Source organism: Virgisporangium aliadipatigenens, from assembly GCF_016863615.1.
Taxonomy (GTDB): domain Bacteria; phylum Actinomycetota; class Actinomycetes; order Mycobacteriales; family Micromonosporaceae; genus Virgisporangium; species Virgisporangium aliadipatigenens.
The window spans coordinates 158,661-181,216 of the sequence record NZ_BOPF01000006.1 but is presented as its reverse complement, the minus strand read 5'-3'; the positions used below and the strand labels follow the sequence as shown (position 1 = coordinate 181,216).

The 22,556-nt window shown below is 72.4% G+C and carries 22 protein-coding genes and 1 pseudogene; 14 read left to right on the top strand and 9 right to left on the bottom strand.

Features of this window, described 5'->3' with window-relative positions:
* Positions 1-75 precede the first annotated feature (75 nt).
* Both Val02_RS10140 and Val02_RS10135 read left to right on the top strand, forming a co-directional pair.
* Positions 76-339 (top strand): DUF6343 family protein, encoded by a 264-nt coding sequence (locus Val02_RS10140; protein WP_203898697.1) that lies wholly within the window; start codon positions 76-78, stop codon positions 337-339.
* Positions 340-351: 12 nt separating this feature from the next.
* Entirely contained in the window at positions 352-2,859 is a 2,508-nt protein-coding gene (locus tag Val02_RS10135) for an ATP-dependent Clp protease ATP-binding subunit (RefSeq protein WP_203898696.1), read from the top strand.
* Here the strand turns inward: Val02_RS10135 and Val02_RS10130 are convergent.
* Positions 2,854-3,840 carry a chemotaxis protein CheB gene (locus Val02_RS10130; protein ID WP_203898695.1) on the bottom strand — a complete coding sequence of 329 codons (987 nt, stop codon included), beginning with the start codon at positions 3,838-3,840 and terminating at the stop codon, positions 2,854-2,856. The two genes, Val02_RS10135 and Val02_RS10130, sit on opposite strands and share 6 nt — an antisense overlap.
* Positions 3,841-3,936: 96 nt before the next feature.
* Here Val02_RS10130 and Val02_RS10125 point away from each other — a divergent pair, with 96 nt between their 5' ends.
* The 8 genes from Val02_RS10125 to Val02_RS10090 all read left to right on the top strand — a co-directional run bounded on the left by Val02_RS10125 (position 3,937) and on the right by Val02_RS10090 (position 9,780).
* Positions 3,937-5,154, top strand: a complete 1,218-nt coding sequence (locus Val02_RS10125) for a hypothetical protein (RefSeq protein ID WP_203898694.1) — start codon at positions 3,937-3,939, stop codon at positions 5,152-5,154.
* Positions 5,147-5,701 carry a hemerythrin domain-containing protein gene (locus Val02_RS10120; RefSeq protein WP_203898693.1) on the top strand — a complete coding sequence of 185 codons (555 nt, stop codon included), beginning with the start codon at positions 5,147-5,149 and terminating at the stop codon, positions 5,699-5,701. Before Val02_RS10125 ends, Val02_RS10120 begins: the two co-directional genes overlap by 8 nt.
* Positions 5,702-5,711: 10 nt before the next feature.
* Positions 5,712-6,236 (top strand): hemerythrin domain-containing protein, encoded by a 525-nt coding sequence (locus Val02_RS10115; protein WP_203898692.1) that lies wholly within the window; start codon positions 5,712-5,714, stop codon positions 6,234-6,236.
* Positions 6,233-7,039: an MBL fold metallo-hydrolase gene (locus Val02_RS10110; RefSeq protein WP_203898691.1), complete on the top strand. Its 807-nt coding sequence runs from the start codon at positions 6,233-6,235 to the stop codon at positions 7,037-7,039. Before Val02_RS10115 ends, Val02_RS10110 begins: the two co-directional genes overlap by 4 nt.
* Positions 7,040-7,053: 14 nt before the next feature.
* Positions 7,054-7,245 (top strand): hypothetical protein, encoded by a 192-nt coding sequence (locus tag Val02_RS10105; RefSeq protein ID WP_203898690.1) that lies wholly within the window; start codon positions 7,054-7,056, stop codon positions 7,243-7,245.
* Positions 7,246-7,397: 152 nt separating this feature from the next.
* Complete coding sequence (locus Val02_RS10100) at positions 7,398-8,273, top strand: manganese catalase (RefSeq protein ID WP_203898689.1); 876 nt, start codon at positions 7,398-7,400, stop codon at positions 8,271-8,273.
* A 68-nt stretch (positions 8,274-8,341) separates the two neighbouring features.
* A complete protein-coding gene (locus tag Val02_RS10095; RefSeq protein ID WP_203898688.1) occupies positions 8,342-8,533 on the top strand; it encodes a hypothetical protein in 192 nt (63 codons plus the stop codon).
* The gene (locus Val02_RS10090) at positions 8,533-9,780 is read left to right on the top strand and encodes an Nramp family divalent metal transporter (RefSeq protein WP_203898687.1); all 1,248 of its coding nucleotides are present in this window, start codon (positions 8,533-8,535) and stop codon (positions 9,778-9,780) included. Before Val02_RS10095 ends, Val02_RS10090 begins: the two co-directional genes overlap by 1 nt.
* 47 nt (positions 9,781-9,827) lie before the next feature.
* On the opposite strand, the gene Val02_RS10085 is transcribed toward Val02_RS10090, so the two are convergent.
* Positions 9,828-10,475, bottom strand: coding sequence for a response regulator transcription factor (locus Val02_RS10085; protein ID WP_239152684.1), 648 nt, complete (start codon positions 10,473-10,475; stop codon positions 9,828-9,830).
* On the opposite strand from Val02_RS10085, the pseudogene Val02_RS48655 reads away from it, so the two are divergent.
* Positions 10,437-11,156, top strand: a pseudogene (locus Val02_RS48655) (sensor histidine kinase); the annotation flags it as partial. The gene Val02_RS10085 and the pseudogene Val02_RS48655 overlap by 39 nt on opposite strands.
* Positions 11,157-11,186: 30 nt before the next feature.
* On the opposite strand, the gene Val02_RS10080 reads toward Val02_RS48655, so the two are convergent.
* The 3 genes from Val02_RS10080 to Val02_RS10070 form a co-directional block, all read right to left on the bottom strand.
* The gene (locus Val02_RS10080; RefSeq protein ID WP_203898685.1) at positions 11,187-11,651 is read right to left on the bottom strand and encodes a DUF4383 domain-containing protein; all 465 of its coding nucleotides are present in this window, start codon (positions 11,649-11,651) and stop codon (positions 11,187-11,189) included.
* 62 nt (positions 11,652-11,713) lie between these two features.
* On the bottom strand, positions 11,714-13,495 hold the full coding sequence (gene ctaD / locus Val02_RS10075) for an aa3-type cytochrome oxidase subunit I (RefSeq protein WP_203898684.1): 1,782 nt from the start codon (positions 13,493-13,495) through the stop codon (positions 11,714-11,716).
* A complete protein-coding gene (locus Val02_RS10070; protein ID WP_203898683.1) occupies positions 13,492-14,436 on the bottom strand; it encodes a PrsW family intramembrane metalloprotease in 945 nt (314 codons plus the stop codon). Before Val02_RS10070 ends, ctaD begins: the two co-directional genes overlap by 4 nt.
* A gap of 72 nt (positions 14,437-14,508) precedes the next feature.
* Between Val02_RS10070 and Val02_RS10065 the strand changes: the two genes are divergently transcribed.
* A complete protein-coding gene (locus tag Val02_RS10065) occupies positions 14,509-15,552 on the top strand; it encodes an NADPH:quinone reductase (RefSeq protein ID WP_239152659.1) in 1,044 nt (347 codons plus the stop codon).
* A 79-nt stretch (positions 15,553-15,631) separates the two neighbouring features.
* Here Val02_RS10065 and Val02_RS10060 read toward each other — a convergent pair whose 3' ends face one another.
* The 3 genes from Val02_RS10060 to Val02_RS10050 all read right to left on the bottom strand — a co-directional run bounded on the left by Val02_RS10060 (position 15,632) and on the right by Val02_RS10050 (position 19,167).
* Positions 15,632-18,187 carry an FtsX-like permease family protein gene (locus tag Val02_RS10060; protein WP_203898682.1) on the bottom strand — a complete coding sequence of 852 codons (2,556 nt, stop codon included), beginning with the start codon at positions 18,185-18,187 and terminating at the stop codon, positions 15,632-15,634.
* A gap of 4 nt (positions 18,188-18,191) precedes the next feature.
* On the bottom strand, positions 18,192-18,917 hold the full coding sequence (locus tag Val02_RS10055; RefSeq protein ID WP_203898681.1) for an ABC transporter ATP-binding protein: 726 nt from the start codon (positions 18,915-18,917) through the stop codon (positions 18,192-18,194).
* A gap of 79 nt (positions 18,918-18,996) precedes the next feature.
* Positions 18,997-19,167 carry a hypothetical protein gene (locus tag Val02_RS10050; RefSeq protein WP_239152658.1) on the bottom strand — a complete coding sequence of 57 codons (171 nt, stop codon included), beginning with the start codon at positions 19,165-19,167 and terminating at the stop codon, positions 18,997-18,999.
* A gap of 110 nt (positions 19,168-19,277) precedes the next feature.
* Here Val02_RS10050 and Val02_RS10045 point away from each other — a divergent pair, with 110 nt between their 5' ends.
* Both Val02_RS10045 and Val02_RS10040 read left to right on the top strand, forming a co-directional pair.
* Positions 19,278-20,504: a sensor histidine kinase gene (locus Val02_RS10045; protein ID WP_203898679.1), complete on the top strand. Its 1,227-nt coding sequence runs from the start codon at positions 19,278-19,280 to the stop codon at positions 20,502-20,504.
* A complete protein-coding gene (locus Val02_RS10040; RefSeq protein ID WP_203898678.1) occupies positions 20,492-21,151 on the top strand; it encodes a response regulator in 660 nt (219 codons plus the stop codon). Before Val02_RS10045 ends, Val02_RS10040 begins: the two co-directional genes overlap by 13 nt.
* On the opposite strand, the gene Val02_RS10035 is transcribed toward Val02_RS10040, so the two are convergent.
* Positions 21,148-22,437, bottom strand: a complete 1,290-nt coding sequence (locus Val02_RS10035) for a mannosyltransferase family protein (RefSeq protein WP_203898677.1) — start codon at positions 22,435-22,437, stop codon at positions 21,148-21,150. The two genes, Val02_RS10040 and Val02_RS10035, sit on opposite strands and share 4 nt — an antisense overlap.
* Positions 22,438-22,556: the final 119 nt, after the last annotated feature.

The window sequence follows — 22,556 nt, the reverse complement described above, 5'->3', positions numbered from 1 at the left end:
GCCCCGCCCGGGCGGCCGGGCGGACGGCTCGTTGGCAGGCGGTTCATGCGCCCGATCGCGGGTAGGGGCGCACGCATGCCGATCGGTGCGCAGCCCCCGCGACGCCGTGGAACGGTCGAGCGGCCGTACTCCGCGCTCAACCTCCGCCTCGTGCTCGCGATCTTCGGGCTGGTCATGTGCGTGGTCTTCGCCGGGCTGCTGCTGCGCGCCGGCCTGAACGGCTTCGGCTGGGCGTTCGCCGCGCTGGCCGTGGTCTCCGTCGTGGACATCGTGGTGGTGCAACTGCGCCGGCGGGCCCGCCGGCGTGCGGGCGACAACGGGCACAGCCTGTTCGAGTAGGAGGTTTTTCCCATGGCAGGCGTCTTCGGGCCGGATCCGATGGACGAGTTCTTCGCCCGCTTCTTCGGCGGCCCCGCCCGGGTGCACCGGGTCGACCTCGGCCGCCTGATGAGCCAGGAGGCCCGCGAACTGGTCGCCGAGGCCGCCGCGCACGCCGCGGAGATCGGCGACCCCGACGTCGGCACCGACCACCTGCTCTGGGCGGCCACCCGCCGCCAGCCGCTGCGCGAACTGCTCACCCGCGCCGGCGCCGACCCGGACGCGCTGGTGCGCGGCGCGGCCGGCGGCACGCCGGGCAACGCGTCGAACGGCCCGCCCGCGCTCACGCCCGCCGCCAAGCGCGCCCTGCTCGACGCGCACCGCGTCTCCCAGCAGCTCGGTTCCTCCTACCTGGGACCGGAGCACATCCTGCTCGCCCTGGCGCTGCAACCGGACGGCACGCTCGCCGCCAACCGCATCACGCCGCAGGCGATCATCGACGCGGCGCGGGGCCGCCCTTCCGCACCGTCCCCGGGAATGGCGGCCGCGCGCCCGCCCACCGGCGAACAGACGGCCACGCCGACGCTCGACCGGTTCGGCCGCGATCTCACCGCCATGGCGCAGGAGGGCCGCGTCGACCCGGTGATCGGCCGGGCCGACGAGATCGACCAGTGCGTGGAGATCCTGGCCCGACGCACCAAGAACAACCCGGTGCTGATCGGCGAGGCCGGGGTCGGCAAGACCGCGATCGTCGAGGGGCTGGCGCAGCGCATCGCCGACGGCGACGTGCCGCGCACGCTCACCGGCCGCCGGGTGGTGCAGCTCGACCTGACCGGCCTGGTGGCCGGCACCCGCTACCGCGGCGACTTCGAGGAGCGGCTGAAGAACGTGATGGACGAGGTGACCGCCAACTCCACCGAGCTGATCCTCTTCATCGACGAGCTGCACACCGTGGTCGGCACGGGCGGGGGCGGCGACGGCGGGGGCGCGGACGCCGCGAACATCCTCAAGCCGGCACTGGCCCGCGGCGACCTGCACGTCATGGGTGCCACGACGCTGGACGAGTACCGGCGTTCGATCGAGAAGGACGCGGCGCTGGAGCGGCGGTTCCAGCCGGTGCTGGTGCCGGAGCCGACGGTCGAGGACACGATCGAGATCCTGCGCGGGCTGCGCGACCGCTACGAGGCGCACCACGGCGTGCGCTTCACCGACGAGGCGCTGGTGGCCGCCGCCGAGCTGTCCGACCGCTACGTCGCGGACCGGTTCCTCCCGGACAAGGCCATCGACCTGATCGACCAGGCGGGCGCGCGGATCCAGTTGCGGGCCGCCTCCCCCGGCCATGATCTGCGGGAACTGGAGCAGCGGGTCGAACGCCTCACCCGGGACAAGGACCAGGCGGTGGCGCATGAGCAGTACGAGCGCGCGAGCGCCCTGCGGGACGAGCTCACCGCGCTGCGGGCCAGGCTGGAGCAGGCCGACGGGAAGCGCTCCGCGGTCGCCGAGGTGACCGCGGAGGACATCGCCGCCGTCGTCTCGCGCGCCACCGGCATCCCCGCGACGCAGCTGACCGAGGAGGAACGCCTACGCCTGAGCCGCCTGGAGGAACGCCTCCACGAGCGCATGGTCGGCCAGGACGACGCCGTGCGGGTGGTGGCCCAGGCGATCCGGCGGGCCCGTTCGGGGCTCGGCGACCCGGGCCGCCCCGTCGGCAGTTTCCTCTTCCTGGGACCCACCGGCGTCGGCAAGACCGAACTGGCGCGCAGCCTCGCCGTGGCGCTCTTCGGCGACGAGGAACGCATGATCCGGCTGGACATGAGCGAGTTCCAGGAACGGCACACGGTCAGCCGCCTCGTCGGCGCCCCGCCCGGGTACGTCGGCTACGAGGAGGCCGGCCAGCTCACCGAGGCGGTGCGGCGCCGCCCGTACAGCGTGGTGCTGCTGGACGAGATCGAGAAGGCCCACCCGGACGTGTTCAACCTGCTGCTGCAGGTGCTCGACGACGGCCGGCTCACCGACAGCCAGGGCCGGACGGTCAACTTCCGCAACACCGTGCTGATCATGACGAGCAACCTCGGCTCCGAACTGATCGTCGGCCGCGGCACCGGGCTCGGGTTCACGTCGGACGGCGGCTCCGACGGCGGCGTGCCGGCCGACCTGCGGGACCGGCTGATGCGGCGGCTGCGCGAGCACATGCGGCCGGAGTTCCTGAACCGGATCGACGAGATCGTCGTCTTCGCCCGGCTCACCGACACCGAGCTGGCCCGCATCACCGAACTGCTGCTGGAGCGCACGCACCGCCGGCTGCACGCGCAGAACGTCGCGCTGACCGTGACGCCGGAGGCGGTCGCGTGGCTGGCCGCCCGCGGGCACGAACCGGAGTTCGGGGCGCGGCCGCTGCGCCGCACGATCCAGCGCGAGGTCGACAACCGCCTCTCCGAGATGCTTCTCGACGGCCGGGTCAGCCCCGGCGACAGCGTGACCGTGCGGGTCGTCGACGACCGGCTGGAGTTCGGTGCGGAGACGCTCGCGAAGCGCTCATGAGCCGCCGGTGAGGTGCCTGCGCAGCACCTCGCCGGCGTGGCGCGCGCTCTGCGCCTCCTTCTCGTGGCGGCGCCGTTCGTCGTCGTCGCCGCGGTCGCCTGCGTAGCGGGCCATCTGGCGCAGCACCGTCGCCTGTTCCTGCAGCGCGCTGATCGCCGTCCACAGCGCCGCCTCGACGTTCTCCGACCGGGCGGACAGCAGCGCCTGCGGCGAGAACGAGTGGCCCACGTGGCACACGTAGTGGTCGGCGAAGCCGGTGCGGAAGCGGTACATGCCGCCGCCGCACTCCGGACAGCCCAGGGCGACGGGCTCTCCGGGCCGGTCGTTCGCGGAGTGGCCGTAGGCCAGCATGTCGGTCTCCCAGAGCAGGCTGTCTCGCAGTTCGGTGGGCGGGCGTGGGCCGTCGCGGCCGACCAGCGCCGTGATCGCCCGGCCGAGGTCGTCCGCCGGCAGGGCCGTGGCCTCGGGGACCACCTTGAGCGCCGCCGACGGCATCCCGGCGAACTTCGCGTCGTCCGGCCGCTGCACCAGCGCCACCCCGCCGTGTTCGACGATCGACGCCAGTCCGGAGGCGCCGTCGTCGAGGCTGCCGGAGAGCACCACGCCGATCACGCGGGGCCCGCACCAGCGCGCCGCCGTCCGGAACGTCGCGTCGACGGCCGGCCGGACGAGGTTCTGCCGCGGGCCGCGGCCCAGCCGCAGCGTGTCGTCGGCGGTGATCAGCAGGTGCCGGTCGGGAACGGCGGTGTGGATGTGCGCCGGCCGGGCACGCTCGCCGTCGACCGCGGGCACCGCGGGCAGCCCGCCGATCCGGTCCAGCATGGCGGCGATCGTGCTGCCGCCCTCGGGTGCCAGGTGCACGGTCACCAGCACCGTGGCGGCCAGGTCGGCGGGCAGGCCGGCCACCAGCGCCTGCAACGCCGCGTGGCTGCCGGCCGAACCGCCGATCACCACGACGTCGCGTTCCCGATCACCCGTCACCCGGCACCACTACCCCGGGTGAACTGGGGCAACCGCGTTTGCCGCCCCGGACCCCGGGTAGCTGGCCGCCACTGCCCGGTGTGAGCGGAGGATGTCGTGTTCAACCCGTTGGACCACAAGGGAATCCCGCTCGACGACCAGATCCGCAACTGGCGCGAGCTGAACGTCGAGCCGATCGACCCGGAAGCGGTCGACCCCTACACCCGGTGCCGGATCATCGCCATGAACGGCATCGAGGCCGAAGCGATCATGTTCTCCCACCAGTTCGCCCGGAACTGCGGCGACGACGACGTGAAGCGACAGCTCGCGTACACCCGTTACCTGGAGAGCCAGCAGCAACGCGTGGTGAACTGGCTGCTGCCCGGCCAGGCGAGCGTCCTGGAGACCACACTCGGCTACGAACAGGTGGCCGTCGACCTGACCGCCTGGGTCGCCCGGCACGAGCCGGAGCCGTACCTGCGCCAGGCGTACGAGTTCGGGGTGCTGGAGGACTTCGACCATCTGTACCGCTACGCCAACCTGTACGAGATGGTCGAACGCCGCAAGGCCGAGAAGATCGTCGACGGGCTCACCGAGGTGATGCCGGGGCGGCCGACCGTGCAGGAGCACCGGCACCCGTTCGACGAGGTGCGCACGCCGTACGACAAGGACCTGGTGGATCCCCGTTCGAAGCTGCACGCGCTGACGATCCTCGCCGCCGAGCAGCAGGTGATGGTCTATTACATGAACGTCGGGCCGCAGTACATGGAGCCCATCGCCCGGCAGCTGTACCAGGAGATCAGCCTCATCGAGCAGGAGCACGTCACGCACTACGAGTCGCTGGTCGACCCGGGTGAGAGCTGGTGGGAACGGCTGCTGACGCACGAGTACACCGAGTGCTGGCTGTACTGGTCGTTCATGGAGCAGGAGAGCGATCCGCGGGTCAAGGCGATCTGGGAGCTGCACCTGCAGATGGAGCTGGCCCACCTGCAGTCCGCGGCCGACCTGTTCCGCCGGCACGAGGGCCGCGAACCGGAGGAGATCGTCGGCGGGTCGGGGCTGCCGGAGCCGTTGACGTTCGAGCCGAACAAGGAGTACCTGCGCCACCTGCTGGCCACCCAGATGGACCTGAACAAGCTGGGCGAGGGCTACGTGCGCGAGGCGCACGAGCGGTTCGAGTGGATGCAGCAGCAGCTGCACGCCGGGGAGCAGCCGCCGAGCGAGCAGGTGATCGAGCAGCACCGCGAACGCTTCGGCGACGAGTACCGCATCGAGACCGAAGGGCCGCACCCCGTGGAGTCGTTGCGCGCGAAGGAGGGCGGCCGCAGTGCCTGACAAAGTGCCGGCCAACGACGCAATTGATCTTCTGCTGGCGCAGCACGCGCGGATCGAGGAACTGTTCGTCCTCGTCGCCGGCAGCGCGGGCGACACCCGGCGGGAGGCGTTCGACGACCTCGTGCGGCTGCTGTCCGTGCACGAGACCGCCGAGGAGGAACTGGTCCACCCGCTGTCGCGCACCCTGCCCGACAGCGACGCGCTGGTCGACGACCGGCTCGCCGAGGAACGCGAGGCCAAGGAGACGCTGCGCACCCTGGTCGACGGCGGGGTCGACGCGCCCGGGTTCGACGCCGGGCTCCTGCTGTTGCGCACCGCCGTGCTGACCCACGCGCGGTACGAGGAGCGCTACGAGTTCCCCCGGCTGCGGGCGCACGTGCCGGCCGGACGGCTGCGCGGGCTGGCCGACGCGGTCCGCGCGGCGGAGGCGTTCGCGCCGACCCGGCCGCACCCGGGCACCGAGTCGGCGGCCGCCAACCTGGCCCTCGGGCCGGTCCTCGCCGTCGCCGACCGCGTGCGCGACGCCATCCGCGACGCGAGCAGCTGAGGAGGGGACGATGTCGGACGCGGTAGACGCGATCACGCGGGACCATCGGGCGCTCGACGCGCTCTTCGAGCGGGTGCTGGCCGACGAGGGCGACCGCGACGCGCTCCTCACCGAGGTCGCCGACCGGCTGTCGGCGCACTCCCGGGCCGAGGAGCTGGAGGTGTACCCGTATCTCACCGACTTCGAGGAGAACGAGCGGGAGCACTTCCAGGCCGAGCACCTGTTGCGCCGGGCCCGCAACCTCACCGCCTCGCCGCACTTCGCGGAGGCGTTCCGGGCGTTCGTCGCCGCGGTGCGCCACCACGTCGAGGAGGAGGAGTCGACGGTCCTGCCCCAGCTGCGGGAACTGGTCGACGGCGGCACGCTGGAGCGGCTGGGCGCGGCGTTCGAGACGGAGCGCGCGCGGCTGCTCGACTCGCCGGCCGAAGCGAGGACCCGCGACGAGCTGTACGCGCGGGCGCGACAAGTGGACCTGCCCGGGCGTTCCCACATGAACAAGCAGGAACTGGCCGAGGCGCTGGGCGAACCGACGTGACCGACCCCGATCTCACCTTCGTCGGAACGGCCACGACGCTGCTGCGGCTGGGCGGTTTCACGCTGCTGACCGACCCGAACTTCCTGCACCGCGGCCAGCGCGCGTACCTCGGCAAGGGCCTGTGGAGCCGGCGCCGCACCGAGCCCGCCCGCACACCCGCCGAACTCCCACCGCTCGACGCGGTCGTCCTGTCGCACCTGCACGGCGACCACTTCGACCGGATCGCCCGCCGCGAACTGGACCGCGCGGTGCCGATCGTCACCACCGGCAAGGCCGCGAAACGCCTGCACCGCTGGGGATTCGACGCGGCGACGCCGCTGGAACCCTGGGAGAGCACCACCTTCGCGCGCGGCGGGGCGCAGCTGCGGGTGACCGCGGTGCCCGGCCGGCACGGCCCCGGCGCGGTGGATTTGCTGATGCCGCCGGTCATCGGAACGGTGCTCGAGCTGACCGGTGCCGCCGAGGAGCCGCTGACCGTCTACATCACCGGCGACACGCTCTACCGACGCGAGCTGGCCCGGGTCCGGGAACGCTTCCCGGACCTCGACGCGATGGTGATCCACCTCGGCGGGACCCGCGTGCTCGGGATGCTGCTCACCATGGACGGCCGGCAGGGTGCGGATCTCACCGCCCTGCTGCGCCCCGCGTTGACCGTGCCGGTGCACTACGACGACTACCCGGTGTTCCGCTCGCCGCTGTCGGACTACCTGACCGAGGTCGCCCGGCGCGGCCTCGCCGACCGCGTGCGCGTGGTGCGCCGCGGCGACACCGTCAGCCTGCGCCCGGTGTCGCACCGAACCTGACGAAGGAGACGACAATGCCCAACATCCAACAGCCCGAGATGCGCCGCAGCGGCAAGGATCCGCTGGTCCAGGAGAGCGCGGCGAACATCCCGGAGGCCCAGGGCGGCGGCCCCGGCGGCGGAAAGCCCGAACATCACGGGCCGGTGCCACCGGATCAGGTTTCGCCGTACGGGCCGGACGCGCCGCAAGAGCCCGACACCGACTGAGCCGTACCCGAACCGGCGTCGACCGCACCGCGGCCGGCGCCGGTTTTGCATGCCCGGCACGGCGCTGGCCCCGGCGGGCCATCCGTGGCCCGACAGTGCCCGGGCTCCGGGCAGTCCCCCGTCGTCAGCACATCGACGACAAGGAGACTCCGATGTTCTTCCACAACTCCGGGTTGCAGTACGAGGCCAAGCCCGACGGCCCGGACGCGATCTACGCACGCAAGATGCAGGAGATCCTGGGCGGCGCCTGGGGCGAGATCACGGTGGCCCTGCAGTACCTGTTCCAGGGCTGGAACTGCCGCCTGCCCGGCAAGTACAAGGACATGCTGCTCGACATCGGCACCGAGGAACTGGCGCACGTCGAGATGCTCTCCGTGATGATCGCCCGGCTGCTGGAGGGCGCCCCGCTGGCCGACCAGGAAGCCGCCATGGCCGACAACCCCATGCTGTCGGCCGTCCTCGGCGGGATGGACCCGCAGCACGCGATCGTCAGCGGCCTGGGCGCCATGCCCAACGACAGCAACGGCTACCCGTGGAACGGCCGCTACATCGTCGCCAGCGGCAACCTGCTGGCCGACTTCCGGGCCAACGTGACGGCCGAGTCGCAGGGCCGGCTCCAGGCGGCGCGGCTGTTCGAGATGACCGAGGACCCGGGCTGCAAGGAACTGCTGCGCTTCCTCATCGCCCGCGACGGCATGCACCAGAACCAGTGGCTCGCCGCCATCGAGTCGCTCAAGGAGGAAGGGCTCGACGAGACGCCGGTGCCGGCGGCGTTCCCGCTGTCGGAGCAGAACCAGGAGGTCGGATACACCTACATCAGCCTCTCCAGCGGCAAGGAGTCGCTGAAGGGCCGCTGGGCCGACGGCCCGTCGATGGACAGCAAGGGCACCTTCACCGCCGTCTCCGACCCGTTGCCGACCACCGGCGAGCCGGTGCTCCCGCCGACCGATCCGCGGCTGTTCGGCACGCCGCCGATGCCCAACGGCGCCGGCGGCCTCGTCGAGAAGGCCAAGGACCTGTTGACCTGACGGCCCCTGACCGGCCGGCCCCGGGGACGGGGCCGGCCGGCCGTGGGTACGCGACGAAGGGATCGCTCATGTCCGTGTTGCTGCTCCTGGTCTATCTCGCCGCCGCCGGCATCGGCCTGGCACAGGTCGGCTCTGTGCCCGCGACCGCCGCCGGGGTGGCGATCCTCGCGGTCCTCGGCGTCCGACGGGGCGCCGCGGCCCGCTTCCGTTCCGGCTCCGACGCCGGAACGCGTGAGCGCTCCGACGGTGGGAGCGTCTGATGGCCGTCGACGTCGCTGTTCCCGTCGCCGCCGCGCCCGCGGTGCGCTGGCGGCGGGGCGTCACGATGCTGGGCCCCGCGTTCGTGGCGGCCGTGGCCTACGTGGACCCCGGCAACTTCGCCACGAACTTCGCCGGCGGCGCCGGCTACGGCTACACCCTCGTGTGGGTGGTGGTGGCCGCCAACCTCATGGCGATCCTGATCCAGTCGCTGTCGGCGAAGGTCGGGCTCGCCACCGGGCGCAGCCTGCCGGAGCTGTGCCGCGACTCGTTCCCGACCGCGGTGCGCATACCCCTGTGGCTGCAGGCCGAGGCGGTGGCCATCGCGACCGATCTCGCCGAGGTGCTCGGTGGGGCCATCGCGCTGTCGCTGCTGTTCGGCGTCCCGCTGCCGGTCGGCGGGGTGATCACCGGGGTCGTCGCGCTGGCGCTGACCGCCGTGCAGACCCGCCGGGCGCGCCGGTTCGAGGCGGTGATCGGTGGGCTGCTCGCCGTAGTGCTGCTCGGGTTCCTGTACGACCTGTGGTTCACGCCGACCGATCCGGTCGCGTTGGCCGGTGGGCTGGTGCCGACGTTCGCCGGAACGGAGTCCGTCATGCTCGCCGCCGGCATCCTGGGGGCGACGGTGATGCCGCACGCGATCTACGCCCACTCGGGGCTCACCCGGGGCGCGCGCTACGGCGTCGACGCCGATGCCTCCGGCGGGCCGGTACTGCGCTGGCAGCGCACCGACATCGTGCTCGCGATGGGGCTGGCCGGGTTCATCAACCTGACGATGCTCGTCGTCGCCGCCGGCCTGTTCGCCGGGCGCGGGGCCGAGAGCATCACGCTCGAGTCGGTGTACCAGGGCTTCGGTGTCACGGTCGGGCAGGGCGCGGCGCTGGCGTTCGGGTTGGCGCTGCTGGCGTCGGGGTTCGCGTCGTCGGGCGTCGGCACCTATGCGGGGCAGATCATCATGGAGGGCTTCCTGCGCCGCCGGATCCCGCTGCTGCTGCGCCGGCTCGTCACGCTGGTGCCGGCCCTGGTCGTGCTGCTGCTGGGCATCGACCCCACGCGCGCGCTCGTCGTGTCCCAGGTGGTGCTCTCGTTCGGGATCCCGTTCGCGCTGATTCCGCTGATCCGGTTCACGGCGAGCCGGCGGCTGATGGGTTCGTTGGTCAACCGTCCGCTCACGACCGTGGCGGCGGTCGCGGCCGCGGTTCTGATCATCGGCCTGAACGGCTTCCTGTTGTGGGCGCTCGTGTCGTGACATGTGGTTAGAACCGGTGATTCTGGGGATCGACGGCCGGTGCCGTATCAACGTTCGTCCAGGATCCCGGCTCTGCCGGCCATCGCCGCCGCCTCCGCGCGGGTGGTCACCCCGAGCAGGCGCAGCAGCCGCGACACCAGCCGCTTGACGGTCCGTTCGGAGACGTGCAGCTGCAGGGCGATCTCCGCCGTCGTGGCGCCGCTCGCCACCAGCCGCCACAGCAGGCGCTGCTCCCCGGTCAGCCGGAACGTGCCCCGTACCGGCGGCCGGGGTTCGCCCGCCAGGTCGGCGAGAACGCTCGTCGGCAGCACCGACCAGCCCTCGGTCATCGCCAGCAGCGGCGCGACGAGTTCGTCCGGCCGCGCGGTCTTCGGCAGGAACCCGGACGCCCCCGCCCGCAGCGCCTGTGCGATCAGTTCCACGTCGGCGGTCCCGGACAGCGCGACGACCCGGACCCCCGGCTCGGCGCGCCGGATCGCCGCGATGGCCCGGATCCCACCGGGCTGCGGCATCACCAGATCCACCAGCACGATCTGCGGCCGGCAGCGGCGCACCAGTGCCGCGGCGGAAGCCGGGTCGGCGGTCACGCCCGTCACCGACAGACGCCCGTCACTCGCCGGACCGAGTAGGAGTTCCAGGCCGTGAACGAAGAGCGGATGATCGTCCACGATCACCAGTTCGACGGGACTGGCCACGTCACCTCCGGTCGCAGGTCTCTGGTACCACCACCGCTGCGCGGCACCGCTCGGCGGCTCGCGGTGGTGGGTCGTTCCGTGGTGGCCGGCATCCTGGCGCCACGCCGCCGCCGCGCCGCCGAACGCTCGACCGCCGCGCTGCGCCACGAGCTGCGCACGCCGCTCAGCGCTCTCACGGCGCTGACCGCCGCCCTGGTCTCCGACGACCGCGATCCCCGGCTGTCGGCGGCCGACCGGCGGGAGGTCGACCGGCTCGCCTACTGGCAGGCGTGCCATCTGGCGGAGCTCCTGGACGGCGGCGGGGCGCGGCGCGTTTCGCTCGCGGAGGTGGTGGCCGCTTCCCGGGTCGCCGCCGGGATCCCGCTCGCGCGGCTGCGGACGGAACTGTCGCCGCGCGCCGCGGCCGTGCCGGTGGACCGGCGCCGGGCCCAGCAGGTCATCACGAACCTGCTCACGAACGCCGATCGGCACGGCGCGCCCGGCGGCCCGGTGTTCGTCTCCGCGGCCGTGGCTCACGGGCGCCTCGTGCTCCGCGTGGACAACCGGACGGCCCGCGCGCAGAACCGGGCGGCCCGCCGCCGTGGCGGGCTGGGGCTGCGGGTCGTGCGGCTGGTGCTCGACGAGGTCGGTGGAGCGTTGACCTCGTCGAGCACCGACGGCGTCACCCGGTTTCAGGTGTCCGTGCCCACGCCGCGGCGCATCGGCCGCGGATCAGGCGTCGGTTCTGCCGCGCCGGGGCGTGAAGAGCAGGCCGAGCCCGATCATGCCGACGGCGAGGACGAGATGCAGCCAGTTGTCGGCGTTGTCGAGCGGAACGAAGTTGGCGGAGCTGTCGTGGTCGATGACCAGCCCGTACAGCCACAGCAGCAGGTACACCGCACCGCCGCCGATCAGGAACAGGCGCGCCGTGTCGGCCCGGCGGGCCAGCACCAGCCCGGCCACCCCGAACAGCAGGTGCACGATGTTGTGCAGGATCGACACCTGGAAGAGGCCGAACAGCTGCGCACCGGACTCGTGCCCGGCGAAGGCCATCGAGTCGTAGTCGGTCGTCACGCCGGGAATGAATCCCAGCACACCGACGAGGATGAATGTCGCCGCGACTATTCTCGCCACGGTTCGGACCACCGGCCGTTCGCCGGCGGCGGGGATCGCACCCGATTGGGAAGCGCTGACCATGGGTCACCTCCATCGAAATGAATGTGCCCGCCTCACTGCCCGCCGCGGCTATCGACAAACACCTACCCGGAGGACTCCCCGGACAATTTGTCGGGAACGCTGTCGCCGGTGTTCTCCTCCGGATAACTGGCGCCGCCGGTGGACTCCTCGGACATCGGCTTCGCCCCACCGGGCGGCGGGCTCTGCGACGAGTGCCCCGGCGCGTGTTCGGGGAACTTCGCGTCGAACGCCGGCCGTTCCGAACGGATCCGCGGCACCCGGTCGAAGTTGCGCAGCGGCGGCGGGCACGAGGTGGCCCACTCCAGCGACATGCCGTGCCCCCACGGGTCGTCGACCTCGATCACCCGGCCGGCCCGCCAGGAGTGCCAGGCGTTCCACGCGAACGGCAGGAACGACACCCCGAGGATGAACGCGCCCACGGTCGACACCGTGTTGAGAGTGGTGAAGTTGTCGCTCGCCTGGTAGTCGGCGTAGCGGCGCGGCATGCCCTCGTTGCCCAGCCAGTGCTGCACGAGGAACGTCGTGTGGAATCCGACGAAGGTCAGCCAGAAGTGCAGCTTCGCGAGGCGTTCGTCCATCATCCGGCCGGTCGCCTTGGGGAACCAGAAATAGATCCCGCCGAAGACGGCGAACACGATGGTGCCGAAGAGCACGTAGTGGAAGTGCGCCACGACGAAGTACGAGTCGGAGACGTGGAAATCGATCGGCGGGCTGGCCAGCAGGATGCCGGAGAGCCCGCCGAACAGGAATGTCACCATGAATCCCAGCGCCCACAGCATCGGCGACTCGAAGGTGAGCTGGCCGCGCCACATCGTGCCGATCCAGTTGAAGAACTTCACACCGGTCGGCACCGCGATGAGGAACGTGAAGAAGGAGAAGAACGGCAGCAGCACCTGGCCGGTCGCGAACATGTGGTGCGCCCACACGGTCAGCGAGAGCGCCGCGATGGCGATGGTCGCGCCGACGAGGCCCTTGTAACCGAAGACCGGCTTGCGGCTGAAGACCGGGATGATCTCGGTGACGATGCCGAAGAACGGCAGCGCGACGACGTACACCTCGGGATGGCCGAAGAACCAGAACAGGTGCTGCCACAGGACCGGTCCCCCGGTGGCCGGGTCGAACACGTGCGCCCCGAGTCTCCGGTCCGCCTCCAGGGCCAGCAGCGTGGCGGCCAGCAGCGGGAACACCATGATGACGAGAACGCTGGTGATCAGGATGTTCCAGGTGAAGATGGGCATGCGGAAGAAGGTCATCCCGGGCGCGCGCAGCGTCAGCGTCGTGGTGATCATGTTGACCGCGCCGAGGATGGTGCCGAGCCCGGAGAGCACCAGCCCCATGATCCACATGTCGGCGCCGACACCCGGCGAGTGCGTCGAGTCGGACAGCGGCGGATAGGCCGTCCACCCGAAGTCCGCCGCCCCGCCCGGGCTGATGAAGCCGAGCATCGTCATCGAACTGCCGAGCAGGTACAGCCAGTACGCGAGGGAGTTCAGCCGGGGGAACGACACGTCCGGCGCACCGATCTGCAACGGCACGATGTAGTTGGCGAACGCGAACACGATCGGCGTCGCGAAGAACAGCAGCATGATCGTGCCGTGCATGGTGAACAGCTGGTTGTACTGGTCCGGCGAGAGGAACTGCAATTCCGGGCGGGCCAGTTCGGCGCGCATCAGCAGCGCCATGAACCCGCCGACGACGAACCACGCCAGCGACGTGACGAGGTACAGCAGCCCGATCTGCTTGGCGTCGGTGGTGCGCAGCAGCCGCCCGAGCGCCGAACCGCGCACCGGCCGCCGGATCGGGTAGGGCCGGGTCTGCACCGGCCGCGGCGTCATGGTGGTCACCGCGGACGCCTTCCCGCGGGAACCCGCCAGCCGCCGCGCGGCACCCCGTCCGGGGCCCGCCTGCTCAGCCGCCACATCAGCAGCAGCCAGCCGATGCCGACGGCCGACACCAGCGCCAGCCCGCCGTACTCCAGCACCGGGAAGAGCTGCGCCTGGGCCCGCGTCGGCGCCACGAGCCAGCCGTTCGGGCCCTGGGTGTAGGCCTCGCCCTCGGTGAGCAGCAGCGTCAGCAGCCGGGCCAGCCCGTGCATCGAGTCCCACAGCGCGTGCAGCACCGACACGCCCAGGTAGGTGGCCACGAGCCGGGCGGTCACCACGAAGTGGTCGCGGGTGCTGGCCGAGAAGAGCACCCCGCCGACGATCGCCGTCCACAGGCCGTGCCCGAGCGGGGCGAGCAGCCCGCGCAGCAGTTCGGTCTGCACGACCTGGGTCAGCGACAGCCCGTCGACGGTGAACAGCGCCGTGAACGCGTACCCCGCCGACTCGAACGCCGCGAAGCCGAACCCGACCGTCGCGCCGAGGATCATCCCGTTCCGCACCGACTTCACGGCCAGGTGCCGGGCCAGCACCGCCAGCGCGGCGAGCTTCACCGCCTCCTCGATCAGTCCGACGCCGAGGAAGAGCAGCGGCGAGGGGCGCAGCAGGTAGGACTCCAGCACCGAGGCGGCCAGCACGCCCAGCACCCCGCCGGTCACGAACGTGCTGAGCACCAGCCCGGCGGTCAGTTCACCGGTCTCCCGGCGCTCGAACGCCCACGCCACGAAGGTCACCGGCACCAGGAAGCTGCCGAGCAGCACCACGGTCGGGATCAGGTTCGGATTGCCGGTCAGCAGCGTCACGGCCACGGTCGCGATCCACAGCGACAGCCCGACGACGAACATCCGCGCCCAGGGTCGCCGCCCGCGCGGCACGACGGGGCTCGGCAGGGTGGAAACCGCCATCGCGCGCCACTACCCCGCCGCGGGGTTCCCGAATCATCGATCTCGATCCGGTGCGAGGGGTAATTTCGCCGGGTGGACACAGATCAGAAGATCGCCCGGGCGGCGGTGTACAGCGAGACCGGTGGGCCCGAGGTGCTGCGTGTGATCGCGCGTCCGGTGCGCGAGCCCGGCCCGGACGAGGTGCGCGTGCGGGTGCACCGCGCCGGCGTCAATCCGACCGACTGGAAGTTCCGGGTCGCTGCCGGCGGCGGTATGCCGGTCGACCCGCCGCAGGTGCCCGGACAGGACGGCGCCGGCGTGGTGGACGCCGTCGGCGAGGCCGCCCCGGCAGAACTGCTCGGCCGGCGGGTCTGGCTGTGGGAGGCCGCCTACCAGCGGCCCGACGGCACCGCGCAGGAGTTCGCCGTGGTGCCGGCGAGGCAGGTGGTGGAGCTGCCGGAGGGCGTGTCGTTCGACCTCGGGGCGGCGTTGGGGGTGCCGTTCGTGACGGCGCACCGGTGCCTGACCGTCACCGAGGAGGGGCCGTCGCGGCTGGGGCCCGGCGCGTTGGACGGGCGCACGGTGCTCGTCGCGGGTGGCGCCGGCGCGGTGGGCAACGCGGCGATCCAGCTCGCCCGCTGGGCCGGCGCGACGGTGATCACCACGGTGAGCGGCCCGGAGAAGGGCCGGCTGGCGAGCGCGGCCGGTGCCGACCACGTCGTCGACTACCGCCGGCAGGACGCCGTCGCGGAGGTCCGCAAGGTGGCCCCGCAGGGCGTCGACACGATCGTCGAGGTCTCCCCGGCCGGGAACGCCGCGCTCGACGTCGCCGTTCTGGCCCGGGGCGGCTCGGTGGCGATCTACGCCAACAACGGCGGCGACGAGTTCACGGTGCCGGTGCGCGCGTTGTTGGGGCCGAACGCCCGCTGGCAGTTCGTGCTGCTGTACACCATGCCGGTGCGGGCGAAGGAGGCGGCGATCGCCGACATCACGGCCGCGCTGCGCGCCGGTGCGATCCGCACGGGCCCCGAGGCCGGGCTGCCCCTGATCCACTTCCCGCTGGAGCAGGTGGCGCAGGCACACGCCGCCGTCGAGAACGGCGCCGTCGGCAAGGTCCTCATCGACCTGGCCGAGTAGCGCCGAGATCGTTGCTCCTCCCGTGACACGACACGCCGGGCGGCAGGGCCGTCACAGGAGGAGCAACGATCTCGACAACTCAGTCCCGCGTCAGCGCCTCGACGGGCGCGACCGCCAGCGCGCGGCGCGTCGGCAGTTCCATCGAAAGAAGGGCGATCAGCGCGACGATGGCGAAGACCAGCGGCGCCGACCACCACGGACCGGCGGGCACCGGACGCCCGAGGATGCCCACGGCGAGCAGCACCAGCGGCCCGGCCGACAGCACCGCCCCCGCGCCGATCGCGGTCGCGCACACCAGCAACGCCTCCTGGCGCACCGTGCGGCGCACCTGCGCGGGCGTGGCACCGGCCAGTTGCAGCGCGGCCAGCTCCGTGCGGCGCCGCGTGGTGGTGGCGACGAGCCGGTTGGCGATGCCGAAGAGCAGGTAGCCCAGCAGCACCAGAAGGACGGCCGCGTTGATCCACAGCTCCGGCGGGATCTTCGCCTCGGGGGCCGGCGGGGCGCCGACGAGCATGCCCGGGTGCGCCGCGGCCAGCTTCTCCAGCGCGGCCAGGGTCGCCGGGGCGCCGTCGGTGCGCACCAGCACCTGCTGGTCGAGCGCGGTCGTCGTGTGGCCGGCGGCCAGGTCGCGGGAGACGACCAGCGGCCCGAAGCCGAAGCCGCGCCCGTAGGTGGCCACGACGCGCGCCTTGACGGCCGTGCCGTCGCCGAGCGTCAGGTCGATCGTGTCGCCGACGTTCGCGTCCCGGCCGCGCGCGGTGTCCGCGTCGACCGCGACCGTGGCGCCGCGCAGGTCGGCCAGGTCGCCGGTGCGGACGTCGAGGTCCAGGACCCCGGGCGCGTCGGGGTTCAGGATCATCGCGGACGCGCTCTCCGTCTCCTTCTCGCCCAGCATGTCGAACGTCCACAGCACCGTCGTGCTCGTCACGGCGGCCGCCCCGCGCACACCCGGCACGCCGCGCACGGCGGAGGTGAGTTCCGCCGGCATGCCGCCGACGGCCGGTGCGGTGACGCTCAGTTCGGCGAGGGTGCCCTCGCGCACGTCGTCGCGGGCCGCCTGCAGCAGGGTGGTCTGGGTGAGCGCGTAGGTGAGGGTGAAGACGACCGCCATCGCGAGCGTCGTGACGGCGCCGGCGACGCGCTGCGGGTAGCCGTGGGTGTTCGCGACGGCGAGCCAGGTGGAGGCCGAGGCGCGGGCCGGAAGAACCCGGTGCAGCACCCGTCCGAGCGCGGCGACCAGACCCGGGCCGGCGATCGCGAGCCCGATCGTGGCGATGATGCCGGCGACCGCGGTCACCGACGCGCCGATCGGCGTGCGGACGAACAGCGGCGTCACCGCGACGACGTGCGCCGCGACGAGCACCAGCAGCCCGGCGAATGTGCGCGTCGGCGAGGCCCGACGGGGTTCGACGCGGGACTCGGCGACGGCCTCGGTGGCGGCCATCCGGGAGGTGCGCCACACCGCGAGCCGCGCGGCGACCGGGATCACGGCGGCGAGCAGCAGCACCGTCACCGCGGCCGGCACCGGACTGAACGACAACGGCAGCACACCCGGCAGGAACCCGGCCCGCACCAGCAGGTCCCGGAAGATCCCCGCCAGCGGGTAGCCGAGCGCGATGCCGGGCACGGCCGCGACGGCGGCGGCGGCCGAGGCCTGCGCGGCGGCGAGCCCGCGCACCTGCTTCGGCGTGGCGCCGACGGCCCGCATGAGCGCCAGGTCGCGGCGCTGGGCGGCGACGGAGACGGCGAGCGCGCCCCCGACGATGAACCCGACGACGAGCAGCGTCACGCCGCCGAGCGAACCGGCGAGCACGGGCAGGATGCGCCGGCCGGCGGTGGTGCCCGGCGATTCCACGTCGCCCCGGTCGTCCCCGGTCGACACGACCAGCCCGGTCCCGCGCACGGCCTGGCGCACCGCGTCGGCGACGGCGTCCTCCTTGCCCGCCTCGGCCGTCAGCACGACGAGGTCGACGCCCTCGACGCTCCCCGCGGACGGGCCGCCGGCCGGTTCGGCGGGCGCCGGGCGGTTGCGGGTCGCCAGTTCCCGCGCGGTCGGGTCGGCGAAGTAGATGCCGCCGCCGGACACGATCGCGCTCACCCGGTAGGAGGCCTGCCGTCCGGCCGCGACCACCGTGACCGCGTCGCCGGTGCGCACCCCGGCGGCGTCGGCCGTCGCGCGGTCCAGCGCCACGTCGAGCTGTCCCGCGGGCGGCACACCATCCACAGTGGACTGTCCGATGAGGACGGTCGAGGACCAGCCGTGGCCGGCGACGCGCGGGTCCCCGGAGGCGGTCACCGGCGTGCCGTCCGCCGTCAGCGCGGCCGCCGGAAAACTCAGGTCGCCGACGGCCGACGTGACGCCGGGCAGGGCGCGCAGCCGTTCGACCACGTCGGCCGGCACCAGCGCCCGCTCCGGCAGCGGAGTCGCGAACGGATCACCGGCCGCGCGGGTCTGATCGGCCGAGACCACCACATCGGCGCCGGCGAGCCGGTCGACCGGTGCGTGCGAGCGGAACCCGGACTCGGCGAGGATGCCGACACAGGTGAGGAACGCCGCACCGCCCAGCACCGCCACGACGACCGCGAGGGTCGCGGCGACGCGCTTGGTGGCGAGCCTGACGCCGAGGGTGAACACGGGATTACTCCTTTTCCAGGGACGTGATGCGGTAGGCGAGGGTGGCGGCGTCCGGCCGCTCGAAGCTGTCGACGACCCGGCCGTCGGCCATGATGAGCACGATGTCGGCGCGGGCCGCCGCGGCCGGGTCGTGCGTGACCATGACGACCGTCTGGCCCAACCCGTCGACCAGGTCCCGCAGCAGGTCCAGGACCTCGCGCGCGGTGCGCAGGTCGAGCGCGCCGGTGGGTTCGTCGCCGAAGACGACCGCCGGCTTGTTGATCAGTGCGCGGGCCACGGCCGCCCGCTGCTGCTGGCCCCCGGAGAGCTCCGTCGGCCGCCGGTCCAGCCGGCCGGCGAGGCCGACCCGGTCGACCAGGGTCGCCAGCCATTGCTGGTCGGGCTTCTTGCCGGCGAGGCGCAGCGGCAGCGTGATGTTGTCCCGCACGCTCAGCGACGGGATCAGGTTGTACTGCTGGAAGACGAACCCGACCCGGTCGCGCCGCCACTTGGTGCGCTTGGTCTCGTTCAGCCGGCCGATGTCGGTGCCGTCGATGCTGGCGCTGCCGGACGTGGGCGTGTCCAGCCCGGCGGCGCAGTGCATCAGCGTGCTCTTGCCCGAACCCGACGGGCCCATCACGGCGACGAAGGTGCCGCGCTCGACGGCGATGGTGACGCCGTCGAGCGCGTGCACGCCGCCGCGGTAGGTCTTGGTGACCCCGTTCAGGGCCACCGCAGGGGTGGCGCTCATGACGCCGCCTCGCTTCGCTCACCGGCGCCATGAGTGCCGAGCGCGCAGTGCCCCATGATGAGCTCCCGCAAGCGTGCGCTCATGACGTGCGGCGGTGCTTGTAGTGGTCGACGGCCAGGGCGCCGCCGCTCGCGAGGGCCGCGAGGCCGAAGGCCGAACCCACGATGTGGGCGCCGGCGGCCGAGGCCACCATGTTCGCGGCGACGGCGATTGTCAGGACCAGCCAGAGGATCGCTCGATAGGTGTTCATGCCGAAAACGCTATGGAACGGCACGGCTTTCATCGATCCAGTGGGCGCGTCGAACGGAGTACAGCAGGCTGTACCGACAACCGGCCCCGCGTTCGCCTAGGGTGGCCCCGATGTCAGCGTTTCTCGCCCGCCGCGCCCGTTCGACGCTCGACGCGCTCGAACATCTCGTCGGCGGGCTCGGCACCGCCATCCTCGCGGTCGCCACGCTCCTGTGGGTGCTGTTGACCGCCGCGCTGTGCGTGTTCGGCGTCGGGCTCCTGATCGTGCCGGCCACCGCCCGGATCGTGCACACCGTCGCCGATCGCGAACGCGGCCGCATCTCGCGCTGGGGCGAGGAGGTCATCAGCCCGCCACCGCCGCCGTACAGCCTGCGCGTCGTCACCGACCGCACGTTCCACCGCGAACTGGGCTGGCTCGTCACGCACGCGACGTTCGGCTTCTTCGTCGGGCTGGTCGGCATCACGCTGCCGCTCGACGTGGTGCACGACGGGACGCTGCCGCTGTGGTGGTGGGCGGTGCCGGAGTTCGTCGCGGCGCCGTCGCTCGGCTGGTGGACGGTGACGGACTGGCCCGGGGCGTTCTTCGTGGCGTTCCTGGGGCTGATGTGCGCAGTGGTGATCATGATCATCGGACCGGGCCTGGCGTGGGTGCAGGCGTGGCCCGGCCGGGCGTTGCTGCCCCCGTCGGCCGACGTCGACCTCAACCTGCGGGTCGCCGAGCTGACCGCCACCCGGGCCGCGGCGCTCGACGCACACGCGGCGGAGCTTCGGCGCATCGAGCGTTCGCTGCACGACGGCGCGCAGAACCGGCTGGTTGCCGTCACCGTCCTGCTCGGTGCCGCGCGGCGCGCGCTCGGCCGCGACCCCGCGACGGCCGTCGAGATCATCGACCGCGCACAGGACGCCGCCGAACTGGCCCTCGCCGAACTGCGCACCGTCGCCCGCGGCATCCTGCCGCCCGTGCTCGCCGACCGCGGCCTCGCCGGTGCGCTGGAGGGGCTGGCCGTCTCGTCGGGCGTTCCGGTGTCGGTGGACGTCGACGTGGCGGTGCGCTGCCCCGCGTCGACGGAGGCGACGGCCTACTTCGTGGTGGCCGAGACGCTGACGAACATCGCCAAGCACAGCGGCGCGACGTCCGCCTCGGTCATGGTGCGCCGCGACGGCGACACCCTGCTTGCGCGGATCACCGACGACGGCAAGGGTGGTGCGGACGAGAAGGCCGGTTCCGGCATCGCCGGGATGCGCCGCCGCATCGAGGCGCACGACGGCCGCCTGACCCTGACCAGCCCGCCCGGCGGGCCGACGACACTCGAGGTGGAGCTTCCGTGCGGATCGTGATCGCCGAGGACGACCCGCTGCTGCGGGAGGGCCTGGCCCTGCTGCTGCGCGCCGAGGGCCTGGACGTGGTGGCGAAGACGGAGCGGCCCGAGCCGTTCCTGGAGGCGGTCGACGAGCACAAGCCCGACGTCGCGATCGTCGACGTGCGGATGCCGCCGACGCACACCGACGAGGGCATCCGGGCCGCCGTCGAGGCCCGGCGCCGTCGCCCCGACCTCGCCGTCCTGGTCCTGTCGGCCTACGTCGAGCAGGCCTTCGCCACGGAACTGCTCAGCGCCGGCGCGAGCGGCCTCGGCTACCTGCTCAAGGAGCGCGTGGGGCGGGTGGAGCAGTTCCTGGAGGCGCTGCACCGGGTGGCCGACGGCGGCACCGCGGTCGACCCGGAGGTGGTGGCGCAGCTGCTGACGCGCACCCGGCCGGACGCCGGCCTGGACCGGCTGAGCGCCCGCGAGCAGGAGGTGCTGGCCATCATGGCCGAGGGGCTGGGCAACGGCGCCATCGCCGAACGCCTCTTCGTCACCGAGGGTGCCGTGCACAAGCACATCCGCAGCATCTTCCAGAAGCTGGACCTCAACCCGAGCGACAGCGTCGACCGCCGGGTCACCGCCGTGCTGCGCTACCTCGAGGACAGCCGCCGGCGCTCCTAGCCGACGAACTTGTCCTGCACGAAGGAGACGATCGCGACGCCCTGCAGGCCGACGGTCGCGGTCAAGAAGATCTGGTGGAACGTGGGACTGCGGCCCATCCTCGCCAGCACCATGAAGATCGGCAGGCATTCCAGCACGTAGCGCACCATCGAACTCAACGGATAGTAACTGTGGATCGGGCTGAGCACCGGCAGCATGATCACGAAGACCGAGAAGATCACCAGGTAGGCGTTCTCCCGGCCGAGCTTCCAGGGTCCGACCAGCGCCAGCACCAGGAACACCAGCCCGATCAGCACGGTCAGCAGGTTGTACATGTTGCGGACCGTGTTGGGGTCGAGCCAGCTCGTACTCGTCGCGATGAGTTCCCACGTGTCGGCGACCGTGGTCCACGGCCACTGGTAGCCCTCGCGGAACCACGCCTTCTGCGCCTCGTTGAAGTACATCGCGTCGCCGAAGGCGTTCCAGAGATACAGCATGTAGAGCGCGAGCCCGACGGGGATCAGCGTGACGGCGAGCGCCTCGACGCCCACCTTCCGTAGCGAGAACCCGCGCTGCCGCAGGTATTCGTAGACGAACGCCAGCCCGAGCACCACCCCGATCATGCGCGTGGCGCCGCTGAACCCGGCCAGCACGGCCGCCGTCCACCAGTGCCCGCGGCGCATGCAGTACAGCGACCCGACCAGCAGCGCGATGAACATCGACTCGTTGTAGGCCGCCACGAGGTAGAACCCGGTCGGGAACGCCAGCAGGTACCACGTCGTGCGGCGGGCGTGCGCCGAGTCGATCGCCTCGCTGACGAACCGGTGCACCAGGATCAGCGCCACCAGCGCGCACACCAGCGACACCAGGATCGCCGCCGGGAACGTGTCGATGAACAGCACGGTGCGCACGACCCGGACGGTCATCGGGTACAGCGGGAAGAACGCCGCCGCGCGGGAGTCCGACTGGTAGCCGGACTCCGCGATCATGACGTACCAGACGGTGTCCCACTTGGCCCAGGAGTCGAGAATCGGACGGAAGCCGATCGGCGCCGGCGCGACCCCCTGGGTGCCGTCGACCGGGAACCACGCCACGACCGTCGCCAGCACGTAGAGCACCAGCCCGGCCACCCACGTACACGCGCCCGCCACCACCGACGGCCGCCACAGCGCCCAGGCCCCGGGCGGCGATTGCGGGCTGTCGGCGGGACTTTCGGCGACGTTCTCGGCGGCCGGCTCCTCGCGAACGGGTGTTCCGGCGACCTCCGCGTCGGGGCTCTCGTCGACTCCGGGCACCGGTCGGTTCATCCACGCCGTCCTCTCGCTGCGCCGATCAGCACGCACGGTACAGCCCCGACCCCGTAGGGCGCGAAACCCGATGAAACGGTGCACACAGGGGTCCCCGACAACCCTTTCGTTATGAACGG